The following is a 24927-nucleotide window of genomic DNA, read 5'->3' as shown; positions in this document are numbered from 1 at the left end:
TTTTAAAGAAGCCCATAAAAGCAAAAAGCCCCGCGTTTTAAAACGCGGGGCTTTTTGCTTTTATGGTATATTAACAGGCTAAACCTAAATTTTGTGATAATGCTTAATCGTTCCAGAAATGATTAAACGGTGATGATGGCCCAAGTTTATTTTTAATAAATATATCGTCCTCTTTTTGCAGGCAATGGTTAGTATAAACGTCCTCATCGGCGTTTACTTTAATAATGCTGCCTTCAATGCGTTCAACAATGGTTGATATAGTAATAACTTCGTTGTCGGGGATTTGAATTGTTAATATTGCCATGGGTATTGATGTTTAAAATGGATAATCAAAAATATGTGTTTGTATTTAAAGCTTTGTTTGATAAAAGTAAAAATTAATCATTTGATTAACTTTTATCTTTAAAATGTAAATCATAAACGCCACGAGCTTAAAGTGTATTATTAATTACTGTTGAGTTTAACAAACTTTAACAATAACCGGGGCCTATCCCCTCAACCAGTTCCCTCTCCATTCTTTTGAAACAGACCGAAATGGGGCATCGAAGCTAAATTTTACCGCCGCAATTGCCTATCATTTACTAAATTGCCTATCTATACCCTATATTTATGCACGGCAGTGGTTTTATTAAAGTATTTCTAATTATTTCGGCTATCAGTTTATTGTTTGACTGGTATGTTTTTGCCGGGCTGAAAACCCTAACCGCCAACTGGGCATCTCTACTCTGGCGTAATATTGTTTTATGGGGATACCTGTTAACGTCTGTTGGCGTAACCGCACTGCTGTTAATTGGCTTTGGCGCCTTTAGCACAGCAAGTGGTATGCGGCCTTTTCATGAATGGATCCTGAGTTTATTCCTCACCTTTTTTGTAACCAAACTGGTTTTCATAATCGTTTTGTTTTTGGGCGATATAGGCCGTTTTTTTGTGGGTTTGTTTAACCTGGCAAGTGCCAAAGGTAGCGTATCGCCATTCCCTGCCAGGCGTAAATTCATTAGCCAGGTAGCGGTATTGGTGGCGGCAGTGCCATTTACCTCTTTTTTTTACGCGATGTTTAAAGGCAAATACGATTACAAACTGCACCGTACCACGTTATATTTTGATGACCTGCCCGATGCTTTCGACGGCTTTACCATTACCCAGCTATCAGATATCCACTCCGGAAGTTTTGATAATACCGAAGCTATGCAAAAAGGCATTGATTTGGCTAAAGCGCAAAAAAGCGACCTTTTTGTTTTCACCGGCGATTTAGTAAACAATTCGGCTACAGAAATTGAACCCTATATTGATAGATTTGGCGCTATAAAAGCCCCATACGGCCAGTTCTCCATATTGGGCAACCATGATTATGGTGATTACATTCAATGGAACAGCGCGCAGGAAAAAGCAGCCAACCTTAATAAACTAAAGCAACACCACAAAGCTTTAGGGTATCGGCTCCTGTTGGACGAAAACGTGACCATAGAAAAAGACGGTCATAAAATATCACTTATTGGTATCCAAAACTGGGGCCGTGGCTTTGCACAAGTTGGCGACCTTAATAAAGCTTTGCAAGGTGTACCAACTGATGCCTTTAAAATACTGCTATCACATGACCCTACCCATTGGGAGGAGCAGGTGCGTTACAACCCAACAAACATTCATCTTACACTATCAGGCCATACGCATGGTGCGCAGTTTGGCATAGAGATCCCGGGATTTAAATGGAGCCCCGTTAAATACAAGTACGTTGACTGGGCGGGCCTTGCTAACGAAAAAAACCGATACCTGTATGTAAACCGCGGCTTTGGCTTTTTGGCTTTCTCCGGCAGGCTGGGCATCTGGCCCGAGATTACTGTTATTGAGTTAAGGAAAAAGGCATAACACAAAATCCTGAATTTTCAGGATCATCCTTTTAGTTCTGCCACAATAATTTCGTTGCCATAAAGATCATAGCAATGAAAAAAGCTATAATCATCAGCATAAACAGGAACTTGTTTTATTTTAACGTTATTCGTCGTTAATTTTTGATATAACGCATCCAGGGCATTGGTATACATTACAAATACAGGCTCCCCATTGGTTTGGTTGCCAACCCGGTTATCTGCAGACTTTAAGAACCATATCCCTGTCGCAGAAACATCATCAAAACCTACATGTAAAAAACGCTGGCCTTCTGTTGTGGTATAGTCAACCAACACTTTACAATCAAAGTTTAACTGGTAAAATTTTAAGGCATCTTCATAATCATTAACGAGGATAACGATTCGGCCGATTTGGTTTTTTATTTGCATTTTAGGTTAGGTTTATTGATCAAATATAACAAAGTTAATTTATGGCAAGGTTTTTATGCTTATCTCCATAATTATAAATTAACCATCAACATTATGGCAACTCACAACGTAAAAAAGATAGGGAAACAGGAAACAGAAGTACAAACCGTACATTCTGTATGGGAAGTGATGAAACCCTTTGTTCATTTTGGTTTAAAAGCTACCGGATTAATTGCAAATACATTAATCACTATTGTTAAAAACATCCCTAAGCCAGATAACCACAAACAACCTGAACATAAGATCAATAAGATCATCAAGATCTAATCTGCATCTAAAACTATAATAATTAATCTGATATTCCACAGGGGTATATTCACCTTTTACACCGTATTTTAACGGTGTAAAATACGGTGTTTTCACGGGTTGACCGCGCTTTATATATTTCAGAGATTTGACAACATCAATCCTTTGATATTTACAACATGCCCATACAAATAACAGGTATTCACAAAACTAATAATGAGTATGACAATCCATACCTGTCCATCAATTCATTGATGTGGGTGGATGATAATACTCAAAACAGGGGCATTACCACAAGGGACGTACTTTTTGATTGGATAAATGATAACGGCATGGCTTACATCCTTGATGATGAAGGCAATAAATTCAATCTTATTACTGCCACAACAAAAAGTGGCTTTAAATACGTAAGGACCGTTCTCGACGAAACAAAATCAGACAAACTGCTAAATTTTTTAGCGCCAAGATAATTAATAACAAACCTAAACCTTCGTTTTTACACCTAAACCTTACCTATGTACACCCGTCATGTTTTGACGGGTGTTTTTTTATGCAATGATATTTGAGGTTCAATCTCTTAAAAAATTTATATTCTTTGGTTCAGTACCAATAAAACTAAATTATCATCACTGTGTTTATCAGGAACATGGATCGTTTACAACAAAAACTGGAAAAAATTGGTCGTGACCCCAAAGTAACAGCAAAGGCTGTTGGCTTGCGATATGTATCAGACTCCTTTCCGGGGTATACCCGCAAAAAAGCAGGTAAAGGATGGTGTTTTTATGATGCGGATGGCGCGTTGGTTAAGGACGCGGAGGTAATTTCACGCTTCAAAAAGCTGGTAATCCCTCCTGCTTATACCAATGTGTGGATCTCGCCATATGCAAATGGCCATCTTCAGTTTACGGGTACTGATGCCGTAGGTCGTAAACAATATCGTTACCATGCAGGCTGGAACCAGATCCGTAATCTAAGTAAATATCATCGACTGCAAACGTTCGCTGGGTATTTGCCTGCCATTCGTGAACAGGTTGATAAAGATCTTAACCGGCACAAGCTCGATCATGAAAAAGTGGTGGCACTGGTAGTACGATTAATGGAGCTAACCAGCATCCGTGTGGGTAACGAATCATATAAAAAACTATATGGTTCATTTGGTTTAACCACTTTACAAAACAGGCATGTTGACATTAGCGGCTCGAACATTAAATTTGAATTTAAAGGCAAAAAAGGCGTTTTTCATAAAGTTGCTTTCCAAAGTAAAAAGCTGGCGCGATTGGTGAAGCAATGTCGTGATATACCGGGGAAAGAACTTTTTCAATATTATAATGAAGCCGGTGAACGCTGCAGTATAGGCTCGGGCGATATCAACAATTACCTGAAACAAATAACCGGCGAAGATTTCACCGCTAAAGATTTCCGTACGTGGGCGGGTAGTGTAAGCGCCTTATATGCATTTAAAGAAGCCGGCGAATTTGACAGCATAACTGAATGCCGAAAAAAAATAGTAAGCGTATTAGATGAAGTAGCCATTAACCTGGGTAACACCCGCACTGTATGTAAAAAATACTATGTACACCCAACGGTAATAAAAAGCTACGAAGAGGGAACCATTTTTAAATATATCAGCGAGATTAATGAGCAGGAAGATGTAAAAGCCGCCGAGCTTAACCTGGCCGAAAAAGCCTTATTAAAACTCCTTGAAACAGAAAAACTGGCCGTGGCCAGTTAATTTCTTGTTTACAATAAGTTATGTCGATTTAGATTTGGCCAGCTGGGTTGATTAAGTTTAGAGAAAGAAAATTCATTATTAACTATTAACTGATCCTAAATCAACTTAATCTAACCCAGTCGGCCCCTTGCTTGATATTTATTTTTTCTTCTTTAAGCTAATCATGATAACACCTTGTTTGGCTTTGTCGCCATATTTTTTTACGGCGGCATCATCTTTTAAAACACTCACGCTATCAATATCATTAGGATTAAGCTCTTTCATTCCTTTTGATGAAGCTTCTTTACCATCAATCAGGATCAGCGGACTTGCCTTTGTGCTATCAGCGGTTTTACGAATGTAGATTACACGAGGGCTGGTCGCCGCCATTATGGTATCATTAACGCTTTTGCCGTTTACTACAATTGTTTTAATTGCCGGGCTGGTGCTCCAACCGCTAACTGTTGCCGTTGAAGTACCGTTGGCGTTAATTCTTTTAGTAATGGTTACATTTCTGGAAACAGCGGCTGTAGTCCCCACTACCTTTGCAATATCGCCTTCATCGTTATCATCCTCAATTGTGTTGGCGGTAACGGAATTGGTGACAACTTCATTTATTTTGATATCGGATTTAATTACCTGATTATTTTTACCCGCAATAATTACTTTGGTAATTGATTTTCCTGAAACGCCTGGAACACGGGGTGTAACGTTATAATTATAATAAACGGTTTTTGCTTTTCCAGCGCCATCTTTCAATGTATCGCTTACAATTTTAAAGTCGCTAACCATCACTTTTTGTACATCTCCCTTTAAGTCCACATCAGGAAAGTTAGTAGCTGTAGCAACATCCACACCTGGGTGAACCTTTAAATAACTATCCAGCTTTTCCTTTAATTTTTGCCCTGCTACGGAGTTTTTGGTAGTTATAAACACAACCTGCACATTTTCTTTATACTTATCCTTAACGAATTGCGCAGCCTGCTTACCATCTAAAACATAAGTGCCCGTGATACTATTAGGATCAACATTTTTTGCGTTTCCCTTTTCTCCATTGATATAGTACACCGAAGTATAGCTGTCTGTTATTACAGTAAAGGTTGTTTTTGAAGTATCCCCTTTTACCGGTTTTGAAACGAGTTTAAGTGTATCGGCTTTCTTTGCGATATTCACGTGTATAGCATTTGCAAATGGCTTAACTGCATTTGCGAGGGTAATTTTAATAGGTTTCACAAAATCGGCCTTTGAAATACTGAAAACCAGCAACAGCGCAACAACTGCCGGCACTAAAAAAGCATAGCGGGTTAGGTTTATTTTTGAAGATCTTTTAGCATTCATCATGATGATACGTTTTTTTATGGTTGATAAATTGAAATGATTAACTATGCCAGGTTGGGTATTATTAAAACTTACCGAAACCAGGCTATACTGATAAGTTTTACTATCGATGCCTTTTTTAAGGATCTTTTGATCGGTTATGAATTCAATATTTTCGCGGATGGCTTTTTTCATGAGCCAGATACCGGGATTAAACCAGTAAAAAATACTGCTAAACTCGGCCAGTAAAATATCGGCTGTATGCCATTGATTTACGTGCACCTGTTCATGTAACAATATGGCCTTGAGGTCAGTTGGCTCGTGGTTGGCAGGGTTTACAAAAATGCTTTGCCAGAACGAGAATGGCGCTATGTCCTGATCCATCACCCTTACATGGTGGTTGCCAATGGTTGCCGGTTGCGAGCTTTTATATAACCGGTATAAGGAAAACAACTGTATAAATAACCGTACGGCAAGGAAGGCCGCCCCTACCCAGAATATTACTTCTACATAAAACCAATAGTTTGGATTATCAACCTGTTTTACCAGCGCCTGCGCCGGAGCCTGCCAGTTAATTACAACCCGTTGAACCGGCCTGGCCAAAGCCTGGTGCTGCTGAACAAAATCGTTCAGGTTTATCCTGGGGTAAATACTTGCAAACAGAATAGCTGTAAGCAGATAAAAGCGGTTAAGGGTATAAAAGGTAAGATGCCTCAATACCAGGTAATAACCAGCGCAAAACAATAATAAAGCAACATTTACTTTAAGTAAAAAAACAAACAATGCTGGCATGGCTTAATGGTTTATTGTTTTTCAATCAGTTTAATAATCTCCTGCAGATCACTGGCGCTCAGTTTCTTTTCTTTAGCAAAAAAAGTAACCAAATCTTTATATGAGTTTTGGAAGTAATCACTCACAAAACCACTCATAAAGCGCTTTTTATATTCCTCCTCCTTTATGGCAGCGCTGTAACGCAGCGAGTTTCCCATTTTTTCACTCTTCAAAAAACTTTTGCGTTCCAGGTTTTTTATAGTTGAGGCCAGTGTGGTATATGGTGGCTTGGGCTCGACCATCTGGTCAAGAAAATCTTTTATAAAACCAGCACCGCTTTGCCATACTGCCTGCATTGCTTCCTCTTCCTGTTTAGATAATTTTTCCATACTAATTACGATTGTTTCGTAAATCTACGAACATTTCGTAATTAACAAAATAATTTAACAATTTTTAACGAGGCGGGCTTTTTGTTATAGCTAACTTATGGAACTTGTCTCGGTACCCAACATGCAAAGTATGCAACAGAGAAGCGTACAGGTAATGATTGCCTGTACTATATAGAGTGCCGAAACAAGTTCGGCACAACCTCTGGGTCAGAAGAATTATAAAAGTGTGCTAATCTATTTTAATCCCCTTATAGTACTCAGCAGCCTTATAATCCTTACGAAGCGGGAAACCTTCCCAGTCATCGGGTAACAATATACGACGCAGATCGGGGTGATTGGTGAAGAAAATACCTAAAAGGTCGTAAGCTTCGCGTTCATGCCAGTCGGCAGTACGATAAACGCTGGTTATACTTTTAAATTCAGGGAGTTGATCGCTTTCGCGGTCATATGGTTTGCTTATTTTTAATGTAAGCTGTGTTTTATAGGGGATTGATGTTAAATGATAAACCACGCCGTAGCGGTTAGTTTCATCATTATAATGTACGCCGCTAATGCTTGATAGGAAATCAAAGTAGGTTTCGGGATTGTTCCTCAACTCCAGGCATACGATGTCAATATCATCAGGATTAATAAGCAAGGCGGGTTGCAGCCCGCCAGTTTCTTCGCCTGTAATTACAGCCTCACCAAATTTTTGGATGAGTAATAATTTGATATCGTTAAACATCATGGAGCCAAACGTACTTTTTTCCAGGTCTTTTTGTCGGTTCTTTTATAAAGGATACGGTCATGCAACCTGCTTGGCCTTCCCTGCCAAAACTCTACCATTTGTGGTTTTAAAATATAACCGCCCCAGTATGATGGCTTTGGCACTTCCTTACCTTCATATTCAGTTTCCAGTTGAGTCATTTTCTCCTCCAGCGCACTGCGGTCATCAATCTCCTGGCTTTGCGGCGATACCAAAGCACCTAACTGGCTGTCTTTTGGGCGCGAGTGGAAATATCTTTCAGATTCCTCCTTACTTAATTTTTCAATAGTACCTTCAATACGTACCTGGCGTTCAAGTTCGCCCCAGAAAAAAGTTATAGCTCCCTGCGGATTTTTGGTGATTTCTTTACCTTTACGGCTTAAGTAATTGGTATAAAACACAAAGCCCGCATGATTAAAGCCCTTTAATAAAAGTACCCGTGCTGATGGCTTGCCTGTAGATGTGGCAGTAGCCAGTATCATTGTATTAGGTTCTGGCAATTCTGCGGCTAAGGCTTCGTTAAACCATTGTTCAAACTGGTTTATCGGGTCGGCCTTGGTGCTATTTTCCAATAAAGTTGCGGCAGAATAATCCTGCCTTAAATTTTGTAATTCCTGCTGATCCATTTGTGCAAACTTACAAATTAATTAATCCGTATACATTGAATACAATTCATTTTCATAAATGAACATATTTTTATTATGATTGTTGTGTCATTTAAATATAAACCTTTATGCTAAGTCTTATTTCGGCTGCCGCAGGGCGTTTACTTATTTCGGAACCATTTATGATGGATCCGAACTTCAAAAGATCAGTTATTATACTAACCGAATTTTCACCCGATGGCGCTATGGGCTTTATTTTAAACCACCAGGGCGAATATATGCTTGGTGATGTATTGCCCGATGTTTCCTATTCAGAAATGCCGGTTTATGAAGGCGGCCCGGTAGCTAAAAACACATTGCATTTCATACACTGTGTTCCCGAAAAGCTTGAAGGCGGTATCGAGATTGCCCCGGGCTTATTCTGGGGTGGCGATTTTGAAGTAGTAAAAAAACTGGTTGGTAATTACCAGCTTAATGAATCCGAGATCAAATTTTTTGCAGGCTACTCTGGCTGGACCGCGCAGCAGCTGGACGAAGAGATTAATGCCGACAGTTGGATAGTATCTGATAAATTTAAAGCCGAAAGCCTTTTCAGCAACGACGAACATAATCTTTGGAAAGAGGTAGTAATTAATTTAGGTAACCGATATGCCCATATTGCCAACTTTCCAGAAAACCCGGCGTTAAACTGAGTTGATAGTTGAACGTCTATTTTGTCTGAATCAGAATTTACAGAATTAAAGAATTTTCAGAATTTTGACTAACTTGGTTGGCCTCCCAAAAAAACTGCAAACTGCAAACTGCAAACTGCAAACTGCTAACTGCTAACTGCTAACTGCTAACTGTTAACTGCTAACTGCTAACTGCTAACTGCTAACCTTCCATTTCCTTTGCCGATTCCTCTACTTTTTTCTTCAGCTCGTCTTTAAAATCAATAAGGTTCTTAACAAGGTACTCATCGGCTGTTGACAATATTTGCGCGGCCAGTATACCTGCATTTTTGGCGGCGTTCAGCGCTACCGTAGCCACCGGGATACCATTGGGCATTTGCAGGATAGACAGGATAGAATCCCAGCCATCTATGGAGTTGCTTGATTTTACAGGCACTCCAATAACAGGCAAGTGTGTTAATGATGCCACCATGCCCGGCAAATGTGCTGCACCGCCGGCGCCGGCGATAATTACTTTTATACCACGATCTGCAGCTGCACGTGCGTAGCTGAACATCCTATCGGGTGTGCGGTGTGCGGATACCACGGTGATCTCGTAATCAACACCTAATTCTTTTAATACATCGGCCGCATCCTGCATAATATGCAAATCGGATTTGCTGCCCATGATGATGGCTACTTTTGGTTCTTTATTGTTCATGGCTCTTTTATCTAATCGTGTTGCGTATTCCAGCCTTACGAAGTTTTAAAAACTTCGTAAGGCTTTCGTCGCTTGTCATTTCCCCTTTCCCCTTTAGGTGTCGGGTTTCTATCACTACCTATGACATATTTAATCATGCATTCTAAAATGGCCTGTCACCCTGAGCCTGTCGAAGGGCGCGCGCAGAGGCCTTTGCCCACATGCTTCGACAGGCTCAGCATGACAACCTTTTTTTTTAATGTCTTTCCTATTCAGGTTTTCGCGAAACTCTAGCATTCGCAGCAACGTCTTTTATTAATGTTATGCTAACTTATCACTTTAAGCGTCTTCTGCACAAATCTCGCTTTCTCAATTGCTTTCTCCCTATCTATATCAACAATCGTAACATGCCCCATCTTCCTGAATGGCTTGGTCAATGCCTTGCCGTAAAGATGTATATATACTCCTGGCACTTTCATTACCTTCTCTATGCCCTGGTAAATTGCAGGCCCTTCGTAACCGGTTTCGCCCAAAACGTTTACCATAATGGCGTTGTTCAGGCAGGCGGTATCACCCAATGGCTGGTTAAATATGGCTCGTAAATGTTGTTCAAACTGCGAAACCACATTACCCTCAATAGTTTGGTGCCCGCTATTGTGCGGACGTGGGGCCAATTCATTCACCAATATTTTGCCATGTTTATCTAAAAACATTTCTACAGCCAGTAAACCAACAATTTTCAGGCTTTCGGCTATCTTTTTGGCTATTTGCTCGGCTTGTTGGTGTATCTCAAAAGGCAAGGTTGATGGCGATATTAAAAACTCCACCAGGTTTGCTTCGGGATTAAACTCCATTTCTACCAGCGGGAAAGCGCTCACTTCACCGTTTTCATTACGGGCAACTATAACGCCAATTTCCTTTTCAAAATCAATCCATTTTTCAATCAGGCTGGGCTCTTTAAAAGCTTTATCCAGGTATGTTGCATCAAGCGCTTTGTAAACGCCTTTACCATCATAACCATCCCGGCGCAGCTTTTGTATGTAAGGGAACGGGATGTAGCTTTGCTGTAATTGTTGTGGCGATGATATGATCTGGAAATCAGCAGTCGGAATATCGTTCTCCTTAAAAAACTGCTTTTGCAAACCTTTATCCTGTATCAGCCTGATAATGCGCGATTGCGGGTAAACCATCACCCCTTCTTTTTCCAGCTGTTCAAGTGCATCCACGTTAACCTTTTCAATTTCGATGGTTAGCAGATCAACAGTTTTACCGAAATTGTAAACGGTTTCATAATCGCCCAGCGAACCTACAGTAAACTCATCGCACAGTTTTCGGCACGGTGCTTCACGGTCCGGATCAAGAATTTTAACCGTAACATTATAATTTATAGCCTGTTGTATCAGCATGCGCCCTAACTGGCCGCCGCCCAAGATACCCAATTTTAGATCTCCGTAAAATGCTTTCATTTGATGTTGCAAGTTTACCTGAAATCTTTCAAAAAGCCTATTTTTGCTTAAACATCTATAGCTACCCGCCTTTTTACCGTTAAATAATAAAAAACCGAATGAACTATCATAAAAATAGCTCCGGTAAGCAAGTAAACAACTTTATCTGCAGGCTGCAGCTTCATGGTCATAGATGTTGCTAAAAATGCGATTGAACCTGAAAAATACAATGGTAACCTAACCGTAAGATTATTCCAATAACTGGGATTTACCAGGAATAGCGCCGGCAACGACATCACGAACACTATAATATTTAAAAAGAATATATCTTCAAAAATAACAGGTAGCACATGGCTGTAGTCTAACCCTTTTTGCTTTATAGCATAATAAATACTGGTCGCAGCTATTGATAAAATAAGCGAGAATATAAAAGTTTTAAAAAGTTGCTTTGGAAGTCCTTTCATACGTGATCTGTTGGGGCAAAACACTTTAATGTGATGCCTGTTATTATTTATTATGCAAATAAATGAATCAGCGGGCGTAAAGCTTTAATATAAATGTCACAAATTGGCTGATAAAGTATCGCCGCCCATTTAAAGCCTTTAAAACGGCTACCTTTGCGCCGTTTTTTACTATTATATATTTTCTATGAAAACCAAAATAGCAGTTGCCAATGGTGATGGGATAGGCCCCGAAATAATGCAGGCCGTACTAAACGTTTTTGAGGCAAACGATGTACAGCTTGAATATGAATTTGTTGAGATGGGTAAATCCTATTTCGATGCGGGACACTCCACCGGGATGACGCCAGAAGCTAAGGAAACCATTGAAACACTTGGCTTATTATTTAAAGGCCCTATGGAAACGCCAAAAGGCAAGGGTGTAAAGAGCATCAATGTAACTGCCCGCAAAGTGTGGAACACTTATGCCAACCAGCGCGATTTTCGCAGCCTGAACGGCGTTGATACCGTTTTCTCTAAAGCAGGCATCCCTATCAATTTAACCATTATCCGCGAAAACATTGAAGATACTTACGGAGGTATTGAGCACTTGCTGACGTATGACGTGGCCGTTGGCAGGCGTATAATCACCCGCCCGGGATCTGAACAGGTTATTCGCTATGCGTTTGAAATGGCCCGCCGCAAAGGACTTAAAAAATTAGCCTGCGGCCATAAAGCCAATATCATGAAACTTACCGATGGCCTTTTCCTTGAAGTTTTCCAGGAAATAGCTAAAGAATACCCGGATATTGAGGCCTCGGATATTATTGTGGACGATTTGTGCATGAAACTGGTAACCCGCCCGCAAACTTTTGAGGCCATCGTATTAACCAACCTTCAGGGCGATATCGTATCTGATCTGTGCGCAGGTTTGGTTGGCGGTCTTGGTTTTGCACCATCAGCCAATATTGGCGATAATATATCCATTTTTGAAGCCGTACACGGCACCGCACCGGATATTGCGGGCAAAGGCATAGCTAACCCAACAGCGTTATTGTTATCAGGCATTTCGATGCTGCGTTTCCTGGGGTTTTCTAAAAATGCGGCTGATATCGAAAACGCGTTATTATATACTTTAGAGCAAGGCGTGCATACCGGTGATTTTGGCGACAAAACTATTCCTGCATCAAACACCAGTAGCTTTACAAATGCCATTATTGCCAACCTGGGTAAAGTACCTGCAAGCGGAGGCGTGTTTTCAAATCCTGACTTAGCAGTAAAGGCCGAAAAAATACAACCTTTAAAAAACAAGCTTACAGCTACCAAAAACATCAAAGAAGAAATGGTTGGTGTTGATGTTTTTGTTGAATCAAAGGTACAACCTGCCGCACTTGCCGAGATCGCGAAAACTGTACTTACAGATAACTTCGACCTGGTGATGATCTCCAACCGGGGAACCCAGGTATGGCCCACAGGATCGATCTACACCGAACTGGTGAACGAATACCGTGTACGCTTTGAAAAGAAACCAGGTTTGCAAATAACCCAAAAAGAACTGCTTCACATAGCAGCAGATTTTTCTGAAAAAGTAAAAGTTTGTTCGGTTGAGTTCCTCATGAAATTCGACGGTAAAATTGGCTATACCCTGGCACAGGGCCAATAAAAATAGACACCAATTTCACAAATGGGAAGGTAATTTACACGAATTTATACTGATGTGTCGGAATAAATTCGTGCAAATTACCATTCGTATAATTTAAAATCATCAGTGCAATTAGAGCCAATCTCAATTCGTAAAATTCGATACAATTAGTGAAATTCGTGTTTACTGAAAACCTTTTATGTAATTATTAGTTATAATAAATACAATAACTAACTAAATATATAACTAAAGGAAATTATTAGGAAAAACTGCTACTCATTTACATTTTATTTACACACAAGATCAAAGAAAGATGAACATGAAAAAGTCAGTTTTAATTGCCGTAGCCTCATTAGCTATTGGATTTTTATCGAACAACGCAATCGCACAAACACAACAACAGGATACTACTGCTAAAGCTGCTCCTGCAACTACCCAGGCAGCCACAGCTGCCTCATCTGGCGATGTGGTAGGTGTATTGGCCACTACTACTGATTTTGCGCCATTGGCACTGGCTGTAAAAACTGCCGATCTGGAAGCTACCTTAAAGGGCCCTGGCCCATTTACCATATTTGCACCTAACGATGTAGCTTTCAGCAAAGTTCCTAAGCCAACCATGGATGACTTAACTAAAGATCATGCTAAACTGGCTAAATTGCTAAAATATCACGTAGTAGCTGGTAAATATACCAAAGCCGATATTATTAAAGCATTAAGTGCAGGCAAAGGTAAAGCCTCATTAAAAACCATCGATGGTGAGGTGCTTAACTTATCTGTTAATGACAAAAGCAATTTACAGATTGTGGATGCAAAAGGCAATGCCGCGCAGGTGATATCATTTGATACCATGGCATCAAATGGTGTTGTACACGGTTTAAACGGCGTATTAATGCCACAATAAAGATTTTCAGTCCAATTTTTAAATCCATAGGGCCGGGCGGTAAAACGCCTGGTCCTTTTTTATTAAAGCATGCCTGTTTGCCAGGTAAGGCGGCTTAATTTGTAAACAAGCTGTTTATCAATGGTTTCATTATAACTAAAATGATGCCTCTCCAGTAACTGAACAGATTTCACATTTGCAGGAGAAAGCCATGCTGTTATGGTATTCAGCTCCATTTCATCAAAGCCATAAGCAATAACGCTATCAACAGCCTCTTTCATCAAACCTTTGCCTTGTTCAGATGGTAATAGCTCATAACCTATTTCGGCACTTATGGCCTTATCATTGAGGTTCCAGTAGCATATCGCTCCTATAAGTTTACCTGAGCATTTAAGTTCAATACCCCAGTACACACTTCGCTTATCGATCATATCCTTTCTCCGCGCCGCTATAAACTGATTTACGGCTTCGGCAGTCTGCACCGAACTGCGGCCGATAAAGCGGTTTATATCATCGTTACTACGTATAGCTAATAATTGTTGTGTATCACTAAACATCAGCTCTCTTAACCTCAACCGATGGGTATGCAATTCTGGGAATTGTGTTGATGGAAACTTAACTGGCATTACTTAAGCGGTGTAAATTTAGATGCCCAATATTTTTTATCTGCAATAAGAGCTATAGGCAAACCTATACAAATTATCAGTATAATAATTCCCGTTAAAGCAACCTGCACCTTAATAGGGTGAAAACCAATTTTGCTTAAAGGTACAACAGCAAGATTCATCACCAGCCAGGTAATAACCCCATAAAAAATGGCAATTAAATATTTATTGCGCAAAAGCTTATCGCAAATGGGGTAAAGCGGGTAAAAAACGGCCGTAAATAAAAAAGCAATGAGATAATGGAATATAACTCCGGCCAACACCATTTCGGCGCCGCCATTAAATGCTGCTTTGCCAAATACACCACTTGCGATAAACTTAAAGATAATATCAGCATGAATACTGCCATTGGTGAAATAGTTCCAGATGATGGCTGCTATGCCATCGAGCGTTCCTGTTAAAAAACAAAGCCATAAAATAGTAAGTATGGCGTCGTTTTGTTGTGGTTTGATATTTTTTGCAGCCATGGTGATGAGATTTAATACTATAAAGTTATGCTTTTTATAAAAAGCACCTGTATTGACAGGTTTATTTTTTACAGTTAAATAAAGTATTAAAACTGATGCCTATTTTTATACCAAATGAATGCCGAAAACACAATTGAGATCCCCGGATTGCTAAGCAACAAAGCAAGCAAAAAACTATGTTTTGAGGTGGAGGGATTGACGATTGAAAAACAACGGAGCTTTGTTTCAACGGTGTTTTTACCTACTCAAAATATTGCAGCTTTCCGGTATGGAATTACCTGGACAAGGGGATATAATTTTGTGTTTGGCCGCCAATATTTTATTGAGATACAAAATGATGAGCAAAAAATAACGCGGATTAAACTTGGTAGTTATTACGGCATCCGTAAACATTTGTACGGTAAATTATGGGCTGATATTATACAGCAGCTATGGAAAAACTATTTTATAAATATGTTTAGCTATTACCATGAGTTATATACAATACATCAAACTTTTGAGCTTTGCGGTATCCGGTTCCATTGTGATGGCATTGGTTGGGACCGTCAACATATATTACAGTGGGACGAGATTGCTGTAAGCAGTTACCAAACTTATTTCATGATCTACAACTGCCAAAATAAAAAGCAGTGCGTCAGCAAAAGCTTCGCCAATGATTGGAACGCTGTGATACTGCAGGTACTTTTAAAGGAGATTGTAGAAGAACGTAGTGTGATACGATCTTAATTATTTCAAATACTGGTTCAAATAATAAAATACCCTATTCCTGATGTCCTCCGCATCAAACATAACTCCGTAATGCGGGGCGTTGGGCACAATGATCAACTCATTTTTTACACCCGCCAGTTTTAGGTGTAAGCTAAGTAGAATAGATTGCTGGGGACTTACAGATTCATCCTTTTCGCCCTGAACAATAAGGAAAGGAGGATCATTTTTGTCTACATAAGTAACAGGGCTTGCTACTTGAGCAAGGTCGGGACGGTCAAACACCCGGGCACCCAGCAGTAAGGTTAATGGACTTTGAGGATCAGTTGATTCGTTACCCTTGATCGATAAAAAATCAGACGGGCCATAAAAATCAAGCACCAGTTTTATTTTGAAGGCAGGCTTTTTTCCGGTCTGGTAAAACTCTTTTACATTGTTGTTATTAGATAAACCCATCAACGAAGCCAAATGCCCTCCTGCCGAAAAGCCAATGAGTGCAATTTTATCGCGGTCGAGTTTGTATTTATTGGCGTTCTGGTATAAAAACTCAACAGCCTGGTTACAATCCTGCACCTGTGCCGGAAATGGCGCTGTGGTGCTATGGCGATAATCTATTGATGCAACCGCATATCCTTTATCAATAAACCCTTTTATGGTTTGGGTCATATAACCCATATCGGCATATTTATCATTCAGCATCCACGCGCCGCCATGAATCCATACAATAAGGGGATAACTGCTTTTTACAACCGGCGGAAGATAGATATCCAACAAGTGCTTTTTGAGGGTATCACCGGCGTATGGCACATTGCTGATAAATGTGGTGCCTTTAGGAAAAATATCGGGCTTAGGATTTACCTGGGCTTTTGAAATATTTACCGCGCAAACAAATGCTGCAAAAAAATACAAGCTGCTTTTTTTCATAATTGGTTAGTTGAATTAAAGATAGGCTTTATATAAATACCTTGTTCAGATATTAAAGATTATTAGCTGCATAATCAGTTTTAAACAGGTTTGAATTTCGCAAACTATGGTTTGATATTCGTAACTAAGCTCCCTTGTTTTATTAACATCTTTGGTATATCAACTACAAAACAAATAACATGAAATTAACCAACAATAAAATTTTGATCACCGGCGGTGCAAGCGGCATCGGCTTAGGGCTTACCGAAAGATTTATACAGGAAGGCAATACGGTAATAGTTTGCGGCCGTCGCGAATCTGTATTGCAGGAAGTGGCCGAAAAATACCCAACAGTAATTACCCGGGTATGCGATATCTCGGCTGAAGCTGAACGAGTAGAGCTTTTTAATTGGATTGCCGAAAACCACAGCGACCTAAATGTGCTGGTAAATAACGCAGGCGTACAGCAATGGATGAAAATTACCGACGAGGATTTTTTTGAGCGTGCCAAGACAGAAATTGCGACCAACATCGAGGCTCCATTACATTTAACCTCGCTGTTCATGAAGCTAAAATTGTTAACCACCATTATAAACGTAACTTCGGGTTTATCCTTTGTGCCTTTTACCATGGTACCGGTGTACTCTGCAACCAAAGCATTTTTCCATTCGTTTACGCTATCCGCACGTCATCTACTGAAATCAAAAAACATTGAGGTGATTGAGATCATCCCACCGGCATTGAATACCGATCTGGGTGGCAAGGGTTTGCATGATGCGCATCCTCCGGTAAGTGCATTTATCGAATCGATTTTTGAACAATTGAAAAACGAAAAAACCGAACTGACTTTTGGATTTAGCGAAGCGATGGCCAATGGCGGTCCCGAAGAAATAAAGGGGATATTTAACAGGTTGAATACGGTGAATTAATAAAACTAACGACCATAATTACCCGTTTGTCATTTGAATTGATAAAATTCGGAAAACTCTAAAGTTGGAAATAACAAGCGGCGAAAGACTTACGAAGTTTTAAAAACTTCGTAAGTCTGGCATTCTTTAACTTGTCATAGGTAGCCCCATTAAACAACAAGTCAATACCAAGAGCCGGTTCTAAAACCCCTGTAAAGTAAACCAGGAATCTTTTAAAGGGAATAAAACCCGGCATCATCATTACCATACCATCCGTATACATAAAATGCCCTAATGCCGAAAAGCTACATAGGCAGGTTACCACTGAAAATAATGTTCCAATTGCCGACAAAAAAATGGGAAATGATTGTGGATACGATGAAACTTGAACGGAGGACGATGAGTATCTTCATATATTTTCAATTGTTCATTCTCCACCAGGCATCTGCTGGCCCAAAAAATCTTTGAATACAGACCAAGATACGTTGTCAAAATTTTCATTTGTAGCGATCTTTCCTCCAAATGATGTCAGCAATACTTCAATCTCTGTAAGCCCAAAATCCGCTGCGCTCCATTTGGGTGTATATCCTTGTGATGACATTGTATTGGGATTGGCTCCGGCGCTGAGTAAAAGTTCAACTATATCTAAATATCCGCCCATTACAGCCCAATGTAAGGGCGAGTTGCCAAATCCATCAAGTTCATCTAAATTAGTCTCAAGCGCCAGACCCGCCCTAACATTTTCTATTTCACCAGTCAAAACCTGCTCATGAAACGGGTATTTCTTTACAGTTACAGCCTTTTGAGGATTATCGCGAACTAATTCTTTCATAAACGAATATTCTTCAAGCGGTATCTTCATTCGCTTTGCTACATCGCAGATCCCAATATAAATATCGTTGTCTATCTCGATATTATGTTCATGCATTTTGGCTATGAGTATATCAAAGCATACCCCATATTCATTATATTGGAGGTACTCTTTCGAGTTATTAACATCAACCTCATTCAGCCCGAATAACTCAGCTACCTTTATTAAATATAACAGTTGGTCTTTAATACTTTTTCGTTTTTTAAACCAACTGATCATGCTATTTCATTTTGTATTAAATCTCTTTTAAGCACCAATCAAACGCTCACCCTCAATCTTCTTTTGCAGCTCTAATATAGCTCCAATCAAAGCTTCTGGTCGCGGTGGGCAGCCTTGTACGTATACATCAACAGGGATCACCCTATCCACACCCTTAACCACGTGGTAACCATGTTGCCAGTAAGGGCCGCCACAGTTGGAGCATGATCCCATAGAGATCACATATCTTGGTTCGGGCATTTGCTCATACAGGCGTTTAATGCGCTCGGCCATTTTAAAGGTTACGGTACCGGCTATAATAATCACATCAGCCTGGCGGGCTGACGGGCGCGGAAAAACGCCAAAGCGGTCCAAATCGTAAGTGGATGCCATGGAGCCCATCATTTCAATGGCACAGCAGGCTATCCCAAAACTCAAGGGCCATAAGGATGATAAACGCGCCCAATTAAGCAGGTCGTTCATTTTGGTGATCACTACGCCACCTTCTTCGCTGGTTAGTTCGCTACTCATTTGCAGGCTTTTTAAAGGTGGGTTTAAACATCGGTTTTCTTACCGGTGGTAATTCTGTTGGTGTTGCAGCAACAACGGCTTCTGCAAGCGGTTCATTGCCCATATTAAACGCTTTAACAGTAAATTTACTTTGTTCCAGGTTTAGTTTTTCGTAAAACGATGCCGGGATATTTACATCAGTAGTAGGTACGGTAGGCTTGGCTTTAATCCATTCCAGGTCGCCTTTTGCCCAGGCATAAACCAACCCTAATATCAGGATGCCTAAAAAGATGAACATCTCCGCTAAAGAGAACCATCCCCAACGGGCGTCCCCGGCAATAAGCTCGTGATTCCCAAATACTGTCGCCCATGGAAAAATAAATACCATTTCCACATCAAACAATAAAAATATCAGCGCTATTACATAAAAACGCGAATTAAAGGGCAACCAGGCATTTCCTGTGGGTTCTTCGCCACATTCATAGGAAGTTAGCTTCTCGTAATTGGGGTTATTGGGCGCCAATAATCTGTTGAAAAAAAATATCACGCACACCATTATTATTCCGGTGAGCAGAAAGATGAGTATCTTTCCAAATTCTGATATTTGCGAAACTTCGGTCATGACTACAAAATTAACAAAACAAACAGATTTTGATGCAATAATAATTGGCGGAGGTGCGTGCGGACTCATGTGCGCCGTGCAAGCCGGCTTTTTAGGCAAACGTACCCTCGTCCTCGAGAAAAACGACCGGGTGGGTGCCAAGATCCTCATCAGCGGCGGCGGAAGGTGTAATTACACCAATCTGTACGCCACCGACCAGCAATTTATATCGCAAAATCAACATTTCTGTAAATCAGCCTTTTCGCAATGGACAGTGGATGATACCATCGGCTTTTTTGAAACTTATGGTATTGAAGGAAAGGAAAAAACGCTTGGCCAGTTATTCCCGGTAAGTGATAAAGCTAAAGATGTGGTAGAAGTTTTCACCAATCTATGTGCCGATCTTGACCAGGAGATCTGGTGCGATGCCGATGTAAAAATGGTTGAAAAAACCGACGAAGGCTTTACCGTTCGTGTTGAAATTGGCGGCAGGCAAGAGTTTATAAGCGCGCCAAGTGTGGTGATAGCAGCTGGCGGCTTACCAATCCCTAAAATGGGCGCTACTGATTTTGGCTTAAGAACAGCCCGCCAGTTCGACCTCAAAATAGCGGATACCGCCCCCGCCCTGGTACCGCTTACCATTACCGGGAAAGATCAGCCCTGGTATGAGCAATTATCTGGCAACAGCATCTTTTGCCGGGTTTGGAACGATAGGATTAGCTTTGAAGAGAATATCCTGTTTACCCATTGGGGTTTAAGTGGCCCGGCCATTTTACAAATCTCGTCCTACTGGAAACCTGGCGAATATATTTATATCGATCTGCTCCCTAACCAAAACATTGCCGACCTGATTCAGCAGGAAAAAGAAACCAATGGTAAAAAAATGTTACTGGCCTATCTGGCTGGTTTATATACCCGCAAGTTTGCCGAAGCGTTGAGTGATAAATTACCTGTAGAGAAAAACCTGGCATCCCTCACCAAAACCGAAATTGAGGATATTAGTACCTTAATACATGAGTTTAAAGTAAAACCGGCCGGCGATAAAGGATATGACAAAGCCGAGGTAATGCGCGGTGGTTTATCTACCGATGAACTATCATCTAAAACACTGGAAACCAAGAAAATTCCCGGTTTATTTTTTGGCGGTGAATGCGTAGATGTTACGGGCTGGCTTGGGGGCTATAACTTTCAATGGGCCTGGGCAAGTGGGTTTGTAATAGCGCAGAATCTTTGATCAGAATTTAAGAAAAGTAGAATAATACTCCCGTCATTGCTGTAAAGGTCAGATAATTCGGTAACAGAATTAGCTTTAACTAATAAAGCTAAAAGTTATGCGGAACATAAACAACGATCTTACCTTAAAGCGAAATTACCTGAGCAAATACCGTTTTTTAATCGGTGAATATGAACAGGTAAAGCGTGGTGAACATACTGTTTTTAGGTTTGCCAAAGATTTCTATTCAGCTCATGATACCGATCCGAGAAGTTTTTTAAAGTATTATAACCGTTTTAAGCAGTCAGGTAATGAACTGGATCTGTTGCCCGCTAAGCGTGGGCCAAGGTATTCTACCAGGCGACCTGACCCGGATGATGAGCAAAAAGTGCTTGATCTGCGTATGGGAGGTTGCAATAAGTTTGAAATAGCTTATCAGCTTAAACAAAAATCAAATAACTTTAACCCATCGCCGTCTGGTGTGTACAATATTCTAAAGCGGTATCAAAAGAACCGTTTACATGCGGCGGATAAGGAAATAAAGCGAAAGATCATCAAAGAACGTATGGGCCAATTAGGACATATTGACTGTCATCACCTGAGTAAAAGTGTGATCAGAGGGCAAAATAGGAGGTTATATCTGCTTTGCGTGCTGGATGATTATTCCCGCCTGGCCTGGGCACAGGTGATGGAAGACATCACCGCGCTGACCGCCATGTTCACTGCCATGCATTGCATGCAGGCGCTCAAACGGGAGTTCGGCATCCAGTTCGAGGAGATCATTGCCGATAACGGCCCGGAGTTCGGTACTTCAACAAGTTTGCAAAAGCGGAACCATCCTTTTGAGCGAATGTTAATGGAAACAGGCATCAAACGGCGGTATATGCAGCCTTATCGGCCGCAAACCAACGGCAAGGTGGAACGCTTTTGGAGGACCCTTAAAGAAGACCTTATTGAAGATACCGATTTCGACAGCTTTGAAGAGCTGGAAGATGAACTCCTCAAATATCTTGTTTATTATAACTGGGAACGGCCACATCAGGGCATCAATGGTAAAAAACCTATCGATATGGTCACCCTAAACAACAAATAAAAATACCTAATTCTGTTACCGAATTACTAAACCCTTACAATTGCGAGGCACGAAGCAATCTCTAAACTATACATAGCGCACGCAAAAGGGTGATTTTGCATAGACGATTTACTTATGTAGAGATTGCTTCGTGCCTCGCAATGACGGTAAAAAATGCTTACCGTTCCACAATTTCATAATTCCTGTATTCACCTATCCGCCAGCCGGTAATCTGCTCTATCTTTTGAAGCAACTTACGCCTAAAGGTCATGCTTTTACGCAGTTCTTTAGTGCTAAAGTCTATATTCCAGTTGGTAGCCTCAATACGCTTCAGGATAGGCGCTGGGTGGGTGCCTGTAAAGCGTACCAGTTTATCGGCATTGCTGTAATCAAACTCATAAGTTTCGGGTAGGTTTTGCGCCATCCAGGCATCATCATGATAAAACTTATTAAAGTTGCGGATTTTATTGTTGAGGCCTTGAGGGGGCTTAGCCCAACCATAGTGATATATATAGGCATCAATCAACTTCACTTTTATCTTACGGCCATCCAGCCTGAAACCCTGCGCATCACGATAGGCTTTTATGCCTTTAATATTTTTCAATAAACGAATCTCCCGGCGATACCAGCGTCTCGAATCGCCATAGTAATCATATGAGCCATAAAAATGCCGGTATTTAAACAGCAAACCTTCGATGTTTGGCTTGTTTAAAGCATCTTCCATTTCCTTTTTAATAAGAGGATGATATTTTTCATGCACAGCTTCATCACCCTGGATATAAAAAGCCCAATCACTATCAGGTGAGATTGCTGCAAAAGCCTTATCTGTTTCAACCGCAAAAACAACTCCCCCATCTTTTAATGAATCATCCCAAACGGTATCAATTATTTTAATTTTAGGCGAGCCAATAGCCTCAATTAGTTCGCGGGTACCGTCATCAGAGTTACCGGCGGCTACTATAAACTCATCACAAAGAGGTAAAACAGAGTTAATAGCTTCAACAATAGGGTAGTCGTTTTTAACCGCGTTTCTGATAAATGTAAATCCGGATACTTTCATTAAGCCAAAGGTATTTAAATTGTGATTAGTCTTCAAAAAAGCTTTGTTTAGCCCAATACGATAACATACCCACCACAAACATCTTCATCATAAAAATTTCAAACAGGATTATCATGATTTCTATAAACTTTCATGCGCTTTTCTTCGTAAAACTCATTTAAAAAAACAAGCCTTTTTCAAACGTTTTATCACTCTAATACGAACATAATAAGTAAAATATTTTACTTAAGATTGTATCAACAACGCTAATTAATAAACCATGGATATCATAAGAAGAGACAATATCACCTACGAAGAATTTATGGAGGAGCATTATAAACCGGGCATTCCGCTGGTTTTTACAAATGCCGCCAAAGTTTGGAAGGCGAATGGTCTGTTTAGTCCGGATTGGTTCAGGGAAAACTATCCCGATCGTAAAACCGACGTAAGGGGCAATACCCTCACCATGAAAGAAGCCATGGACATGGTTGAGGCCAGCACCGAAGAAAAGCCAGCGGTGTACCCTATCATATTTGATATACCATCAACCATACCAGAGTTGATGCCACTTTTAGACCCCTTGGATCTTAATTATGCATCGCCAAATTGGTTAAAAAATAAAATGTTCAGCATAGGCAAATGGGGCGGCGCTACCGAGCTGTTTATTGGCGGCCCTGGTGGCAGGTTCCCATATATGCATATTGATTATTACCACCTTAATGCCTGGATTACCCAGCTTTACGGCCAAAAGCGTTTTACCGTTTTCCCGCGCGGACAAGAGCATATGCTATACCCACGCGCGGATGATCCATGGCGCTCTGAAGTAAATGTTTTTGAACCTGACTTTGATAAGCACCCCTTATTTAAAGATGCAACCCCCATCAACTTTGTAGTTGGCCCCGGCGAAACTTTATTTATCCCTTTTGGTACCTGGCATACGGCCTATTCGCTTACGCCAACTATTTCGGTAGCTTTTGATACACTCAACAGCAAAAACCACAAAAAATTTATGGATGACGTTTGGACATTTAAAAAACGGCAGAGTAAATTAAAAGCAGTGGCCATGTACGCATATGCCGCGGTGGCTACACAAACCTCAAAGATTAGCGAGGGATTTAAGGGAAAATAAAAACCACAGTATGCTGAGGATGCAAAGCATGGCGTAGCTACGCTGCATATTTATGCATGTACTCTATTTAATTTTATACCAATTTTGCCCGATAAAAGAAAAAAATGCTGATTTTTGGCACCAACAAAACAGGAAACAACATTGGTGATCACTAATCAGAAATACGAAGAAGCACTCATTAATTATAATAAAAAAATTGCTGATGCCAGTGTGGAGGATATGGTGCTTAATATGGGCCCTCAGCATCCATCTACCCATGGTGTTTTGCGTTTGGAGCTGATTACTGATGGGGAAATTGTAAAAGAAGTTATCCCACATATTGGTTACCTGCACCGCTGTTTTGAAAAACATGCCGAATCATTAACCTACCAGCAAACTATTCCATTTACCGATAGGCTGGATTACCTGGCCTCTATGAACAACAGCCACGCTTTTGTGATGGGTGTTGAACGAATGATGGGGATTGATAAAGATATCCCTAAACGGGTGGAATACATCCGCGTGCTTGTTTGCGAACTTAACCGCATTGCATCGCACCTGATTGCCATTGGCACCTACGGTATTGATATTGGTGCTTTCACCCCTTTTTTATGGTGTTTTAGAGACCGTGAACATATTATGGGTATGCTGGAATGGGCTTCGGGCTCGCGTATGCTTTATAATTATATTTGGGTAGGCGGTTTGTTTTATGATTTACCTGTTGGTTTTGAAGAGCGCTGCCGCGATTTTGTAGAATACTTTAAACCCAAAATGGTTGAACTTAATCAACTACTTACCGATAACCAGATATTTA

General features: G+C 40.5%; 28 protein-coding genes and 1 pseudogene. 13 read left to right on the top strand and 16 right to left on the bottom strand.

What is annotated here, in order from left to right:
* Positions 1–103: 103 nt before the first annotated feature.
* Positions 104–304 carry a hypothetical protein gene (locus Q0R88_RS04735; protein WP_295712994.1) on the bottom strand — a complete coding sequence of 67 codons (201 nt, stop codon included), beginning with the start codon at positions 302–304 and terminating at the stop codon, positions 104–106.
* A 305-nt stretch (positions 305–609) separates the two neighbouring features.
* On the opposite strand from Q0R88_RS04735, the gene Q0R88_RS04730 reads away from it, so the two are divergent.
* Positions 610–1863 carry a metallophosphoesterase gene (locus Q0R88_RS04730; protein WP_295712992.1) on the top strand — a complete coding sequence of 418 codons (1254 nt, stop codon included), beginning with the start codon at positions 610–612 and terminating at the stop codon, positions 1861–1863.
* A gap of 23 nt (positions 1864–1886) precedes the next feature.
* On the opposite strand, the gene Q0R88_RS04725 is transcribed toward Q0R88_RS04730, so the two are convergent.
* On the bottom strand, positions 1887–2273 hold the full coding sequence (locus Q0R88_RS04725) for a VOC family protein (RefSeq protein WP_295712989.1): 387 nt from the start codon (positions 2271–2273) through the stop codon (positions 1887–1889).
* 93 nt (positions 2274–2366) lie between these two features.
* Between Q0R88_RS04725 and Q0R88_RS04720 the strand changes: the two genes are divergently transcribed.
* The 3 genes from Q0R88_RS04720 to Q0R88_RS04710 all read left to right on the top strand — a co-directional run bounded on the left by Q0R88_RS04720 (position 2367) and on the right by Q0R88_RS04710 (position 4290).
* The gene (locus tag Q0R88_RS04720) at positions 2367–2579 is read left to right on the top strand and encodes a hypothetical protein (protein ID WP_295712986.1); all 213 of its coding nucleotides are present in this window, start codon (positions 2367–2369) and stop codon (positions 2577–2579) included.
* A 158-nt stretch (positions 2580–2737) separates the two neighbouring features.
* Positions 2738–3028, top strand: coding sequence for a DUF3892 domain-containing protein (locus tag Q0R88_RS04715; RefSeq protein WP_295712983.1), 291 nt, complete (start codon positions 2738–2740; stop codon positions 3026–3028).
* 161 nt (positions 3029–3189) lie between these two features.
* Positions 3190–4290: a DNA topoisomerase IB gene (locus tag Q0R88_RS04710; protein WP_295712981.1), complete on the top strand. Its 1101-nt coding sequence runs from the start codon at positions 3190–3192 to the stop codon at positions 4288–4290.
* Between the two features lie 138 nt (positions 4291–4428).
* Here Q0R88_RS04710 and Q0R88_RS04705 read toward each other — a convergent pair whose 3' ends face one another.
* From Q0R88_RS04705 to pdxH, 4 genes are all read right to left on the bottom strand, one after another.
* On the bottom strand, positions 4429–6378 hold the full coding sequence (locus Q0R88_RS04705; protein ID WP_295712979.1) for a M56 family metallopeptidase: 1950 nt from the start codon (positions 6376–6378) through the stop codon (positions 4429–4431).
* Between the two features lie 11 nt (positions 6379–6389).
* Complete coding sequence (locus tag Q0R88_RS04700) at positions 6390–6746, bottom strand: BlaI/MecI/CopY family transcriptional regulator (RefSeq protein ID WP_295712975.1); 357 nt, start codon at positions 6744–6746, stop codon at positions 6390–6392.
* A 229-nt stretch (positions 6747–6975) separates the two neighbouring features.
* A complete protein-coding gene (locus tag Q0R88_RS04695) occupies positions 6976–7473 on the bottom strand; it encodes an NADH-quinone oxidoreductase subunit C (RefSeq protein WP_295712974.1) in 498 nt (165 codons plus the stop codon).
* The gene (gene pdxH / locus Q0R88_RS04690; RefSeq protein WP_295712971.1) at positions 7470–8117 is read right to left on the bottom strand and encodes a pyridoxamine 5'-phosphate oxidase; all 648 of its coding nucleotides are present in this window, start codon (positions 8115–8117) and stop codon (positions 7470–7472) included. The genes Q0R88_RS04695 and pdxH overlap by 4 nt, the downstream gene beginning before the upstream one ends.
* A gap of 107 nt (positions 8118–8224) precedes the next feature.
* Here pdxH and Q0R88_RS04685 point away from each other — a divergent pair, with 107 nt between their 5' ends.
* Positions 8225–8788 (top strand): YqgE/AlgH family protein, encoded by a 564-nt coding sequence (locus Q0R88_RS04685; protein ID WP_295712968.1) that lies wholly within the window; start codon positions 8225–8227, stop codon positions 8786–8788.
* A 181-nt stretch (positions 8789–8969) separates the two neighbouring features.
* Here Q0R88_RS04685 and purE read toward each other — a convergent pair whose 3' ends face one another.
* The 3 genes from purE to Q0R88_RS04670 form a co-directional block, all read right to left on the bottom strand.
* Positions 8970–9467: a 5-(carboxyamino)imidazole ribonucleotide mutase gene (gene purE, locus Q0R88_RS04680; RefSeq protein ID WP_295712965.1), complete on the bottom strand. Its 498-nt coding sequence runs from the start codon at positions 9465–9467 to the stop codon at positions 8970–8972.
* 305 nt (positions 9468–9772) lie between these two features.
* Entirely contained in the window at positions 9773–10912 is a 1140-nt protein-coding gene (locus Q0R88_RS04675) for a 5-(carboxyamino)imidazole ribonucleotide synthase (protein ID WP_295712962.1), read from the bottom strand.
* Between the two features lie 47 nt (positions 10913–10959).
* Positions 10960–11355, bottom strand: coding sequence for a hypothetical protein (locus Q0R88_RS04670; protein WP_295712960.1), 396 nt, complete (start codon positions 11353–11355; stop codon positions 10960–10962).
* 184 nt (positions 11356–11539) lie between these two features.
* Between Q0R88_RS04670 and Q0R88_RS04665 the strand changes: the two genes are divergently transcribed.
* Positions 11540–12994 carry an NADP-dependent isocitrate dehydrogenase gene (locus Q0R88_RS04665; protein WP_295712957.1) on the top strand — a complete coding sequence of 485 codons (1455 nt, stop codon included), beginning with the start codon at positions 11540–11542 and terminating at the stop codon, positions 12992–12994.
* Positions 12995–13292: 298 nt separating this feature from the next.
* Positions 13293–13874, top strand: coding sequence for a fasciclin domain-containing protein (locus Q0R88_RS04660; protein ID WP_295712952.1), 582 nt, complete (start codon positions 13293–13295; stop codon positions 13872–13874).
* 62 nt (positions 13875–13936) lie between these two features.
* Here the strand turns inward: Q0R88_RS04660 and Q0R88_RS04655 are convergent, their stop codons facing one another.
* A complete protein-coding gene (locus tag Q0R88_RS04655) occupies positions 13937–14479 on the bottom strand; it encodes a GNAT family protein (RefSeq protein WP_295712949.1) in 543 nt (180 codons plus the stop codon).
* Positions 14479–14985 (bottom strand): hypothetical protein, encoded by a 507-nt coding sequence (locus Q0R88_RS04650; protein WP_295712947.1) that lies wholly within the window; start codon positions 14983–14985, stop codon positions 14479–14481. Before Q0R88_RS04650 ends, Q0R88_RS04655 begins: the two co-directional genes overlap by 1 nt.
* A 114-nt stretch (positions 14986–15099) precedes the next feature.
* Here Q0R88_RS04650 and Q0R88_RS04645 point away from each other — a divergent pair, with 114 nt between their 5' ends.
* Positions 15100–15711 carry a hypothetical protein gene (locus Q0R88_RS04645; protein WP_295712943.1) on the top strand — a complete coding sequence of 204 codons (612 nt, stop codon included), beginning with the start codon at positions 15100–15102 and terminating at the stop codon, positions 15709–15711.
* Here Q0R88_RS04645 and Q0R88_RS04640 read toward each other — a convergent pair whose 3' ends face one another.
* On the bottom strand, positions 15712–16614 hold the full coding sequence (locus Q0R88_RS04640) for an alpha/beta hydrolase (protein WP_295712940.1): 903 nt from the start codon (positions 16612–16614) through the stop codon (positions 15712–15714). It abuts the gene before it with no gap.
* Between the two features lie 179 nt (positions 16615–16793).
* On the opposite strand from Q0R88_RS04640, the gene Q0R88_RS04635 reads away from it, so the two are divergent.
* The gene (locus Q0R88_RS04635; RefSeq protein WP_295712936.1) at positions 16794–17522 is read left to right on the top strand and encodes an SDR family NAD(P)-dependent oxidoreductase; all 729 of its coding nucleotides are present in this window, start codon (positions 16794–16796) and stop codon (positions 17520–17522) included.
* 406 nt (positions 17523–17928) lie between these two features.
* Here the strand turns inward: Q0R88_RS04635 and Q0R88_RS04630 are convergent, their stop codons facing one another.
* The 3 genes from Q0R88_RS04630 to Q0R88_RS04620 are packed head-to-tail and all read right to left on the bottom strand — an operon-like array spanning position 17929 to position 19702.
* Positions 17929–18591: a MafI family immunity protein gene (locus tag Q0R88_RS04630; RefSeq protein ID WP_295712933.1), complete on the bottom strand. Its 663-nt coding sequence runs from the start codon at positions 18589–18591 to the stop codon at positions 17929–17931.
* 27 nt (positions 18592–18618) lie between these two features.
* Entirely contained in the window at positions 18619–19101 is a 483-nt protein-coding gene (locus Q0R88_RS04625) for an NADH-quinone oxidoreductase subunit B (protein ID WP_295712930.1), read from the bottom strand.
* A complete protein-coding gene (locus tag Q0R88_RS04620) occupies positions 19094–19702 on the bottom strand; it encodes an NADH-quinone oxidoreductase subunit A (protein WP_295712927.1) in 609 nt (202 codons plus the stop codon). Before Q0R88_RS04620 ends, Q0R88_RS04625 begins: the two co-directional genes overlap by 8 nt.
* On the opposite strand from Q0R88_RS04620, the gene Q0R88_RS04615 reads away from it, so the two are divergent.
* Both Q0R88_RS04615 and Q0R88_RS04610 read left to right on the top strand, forming a co-directional pair.
* Positions 19701–20915 carry an NAD(P)/FAD-dependent oxidoreductase gene (locus tag Q0R88_RS04615; protein WP_295712924.1) on the top strand — a complete coding sequence of 405 codons (1215 nt, stop codon included), beginning with the start codon at positions 19701–19703 and terminating at the stop codon, positions 20913–20915. The two genes, Q0R88_RS04620 and Q0R88_RS04615, sit on opposite strands and share 2 nt — an antisense overlap.
* Before the next feature lie 97 nt (positions 20916–21012).
* Positions 21013–21987, top strand: a complete 975-nt coding sequence (locus Q0R88_RS04610) for an integrase core domain-containing protein (protein ID WP_295712921.1) — start codon at positions 21013–21015, stop codon at positions 21985–21987.
* Between the two features lie 157 nt (positions 21988–22144).
* Here the strand turns inward: Q0R88_RS04610 and Q0R88_RS04605 are convergent, their stop codons facing one another.
* Positions 22145–23062 (bottom strand): glycosyltransferase family 2 protein, encoded by a 918-nt coding sequence (locus Q0R88_RS04605; protein WP_295712918.1) that lies wholly within the window; start codon positions 23060–23062, stop codon positions 22145–22147.
* A gap of 223 nt (positions 23063–23285) precedes the next feature.
* Here Q0R88_RS04605 and Q0R88_RS04600 point away from each other — a divergent pair, with 223 nt between their 5' ends.
* Positions 23286–24134 (top strand): cupin-like domain-containing protein, encoded by an 849-nt coding sequence (locus tag Q0R88_RS04600; RefSeq protein ID WP_295712915.1) that lies wholly within the window; start codon positions 23286–23288, stop codon positions 24132–24134.
* A 147-nt stretch (positions 24135–24281) separates the two neighbouring features.
* Positions 24282–24927 (top strand): annotated as a pseudogene (locus tag Q0R88_RS04595) (NADH-quinone oxidoreductase subunit D); the annotation flags it as partial.

This window comes from Mucilaginibacter sp. (assembly GCF_025362475.1).
Lineage (GTDB): Bacteria > Bacteroidota > Bacteroidia > Sphingobacteriales > Sphingobacteriaceae > Mucilaginibacter.
This window is presented reverse-complemented; position numbering and strand designations above follow the sequence as displayed.